This is a genomic window from Bartonella sp. EBT8, from assembly GCF_055796165.1.
Genome location: NZ_JBTTDJ010000060.1, coordinates 1 through 1,849, shown reverse-complemented (window position 1 = coordinate 1,849; position 1,849 = coordinate 1). Strand labels below are relative to the sequence as shown.

At 41.8% G+C, this 1,849-nt stretch carries 2 protein-coding genes; both read right to left on the bottom strand.

Annotation, left to right across the window (positions count from 1 at the left end; translation table 11 throughout):
- Positions 1 to 1,480: YfjI family protein (locus AC0QT4_RS09010; RefSeq protein WP_473201332.1), on the bottom strand; the 1,480-nt coding region annotated here is incomplete at its 3' end.
- Positions 1,477 to 1,849 (bottom strand): toprim domain-containing protein (locus AC0QT4_RS09005; RefSeq protein ID WP_473201331.1); only part of this gene is annotated, 373 nt, incomplete at its 5' end. The genes AC0QT4_RS09005 and AC0QT4_RS09010, both read right to left, overlap by 4 nt.

The following is a 1,849-nucleotide window of genomic DNA, read 5'->3' as shown; positions in this document are numbered from 1 at the left end:
CTAAAGCTTGTTTGACCGCTTCCTTGTCCTTTAAATGCGCCCAGCAGCGTCTGTAGATATCACGAGCAGTAAAAACCTCAGGTAAGCAATTACAACGCTCTATAATCAAATTTGCACGCTCTTTTATTAGTATATCGCCCGCAGTATAAAACCGTTTCGCATGGCTTAATAGATAGTTTGACCAACGCAAAGCGGTTGAGAGAGAAGGTAAAGTGATCTCAAAACGCCCATCCTCAACAAGTTCGATAATGAGGGCAAGACTTGCTATGGTTTTAGGCATTTTTAAAAGATGCGCTTGGTAAGAGATAGAAACTTCGCTTTCCTTGATTTCTTTATGATGATTTTCCCACCATTCACGAAACAATTCTTGAGCATTAGCAGCAAAGCGCATGATCCGCGGGTATTTAGGTGATCCCAAGGGTTTGTCATAAAAAGAACGAAACACCTTTTCATATTCTTGATAGGCTTCTTGATTGGGATTTTTATCTTCCCATTTCCAATCTTGGTTTTCATCAGGCCATACCATCATTTGAAACCGTTGCAATAAACCATCATCTCCTTTCCCAGACAGCATTGCCTGAAGTAGGGGCATAATTCTTAAGGGTTGAATGCCTCCAATGATAGAAAGCGTTGCATTGGGAATATGAATCGTTCCACGCCCAATACGGTCATAGGTGAATTGCCCATCCCCATTAAAGGTTTCCAAATAGAAAGCCCGCTCCGATTGATATTCAACACGCTCCATATTGGCTAAAAAACCAGAAAGTTCATCACGAACTAACAGTAACCCACGTGGATTTTCTTTGAGTAATTCTCCTAGCTTTTCGACCGTTGTGTCATTGACAATAAAACGTGAATTTTCCTCATCCTGCTGGTTATCTTTGGTTATGTTTTCAGCTAAAATAGAACGGGCAGCTTGGGTATCTCCATTCTTTAAAGCTTTGCCGGCTTGTTTATTCTTTTGTTTTTGGTTTAGCGCCTCAAGAGCCTGTTCAATCTCTGCTTGTTTATTCTTTTGTTGGCAAGCTTGCAAAGCTTCTGTTTGCAGATCAGCAAGGGGTTGAAGAGCGGTTTTCAAAGCCGGTGTTTTTCGTGTAGAAGGGTTACCAATAATAGCTCCCCACAGATTAGGAACAATGTACCAATTATCATGCTGTTTTGGAGCAATGCGCACGCCATTGCCAATCACAGCTGCTAAAGCACACAGAGCAGACACGGCAACAAAATCGAGAGGAGATTGTTGACGGTCAGCAATATCGTAAATACATCTGCTTATTTTATAAGGTATTTGTAAAATATTAAAAGGTTCAACCGGTAAAAGAGCGGTGTTAATTGGTTTTAATTCGCCCCATCCCATTTGTTGCAAAGCCTGTTCATAAGGGATGGCTTGTAAACAGGGATGGTTCTTTAAAGAGACAGTGTCGTTATCATTATCATTTACAGAGCTATTTTCGTTGTTATCAAGACTATGTTTTGTCATTGGTTTTCTCTTTCATAATTTAATAATAAAACGTTGAAGTCAGAGCCATGGGGAGCTTGCATCATCAAGACATTGAAGCCTTGGTTATGGGCGCGGGCAGCAAGGGAAAAGCCTGCTTTACGACCCGCATCATCGCCATCCATAGCTATGGTGAGACGCGCTTTGGTATTGATATTGGGTAAGTGCACATGCACCATGCCACTTGTAGAAAGGGATGCCCATAAAGTAACAGGCTCCGATAACAGACCAGACAGCAGAGAAAGACCTGTTTCAATTCCCTCACAAATGACCAGATGTTGAGAATTAGCTTGGCATAAATGCACAGCACCGCCCTTAACAGAGCCCAGCATGGCTTTTGTTGGTAACTGT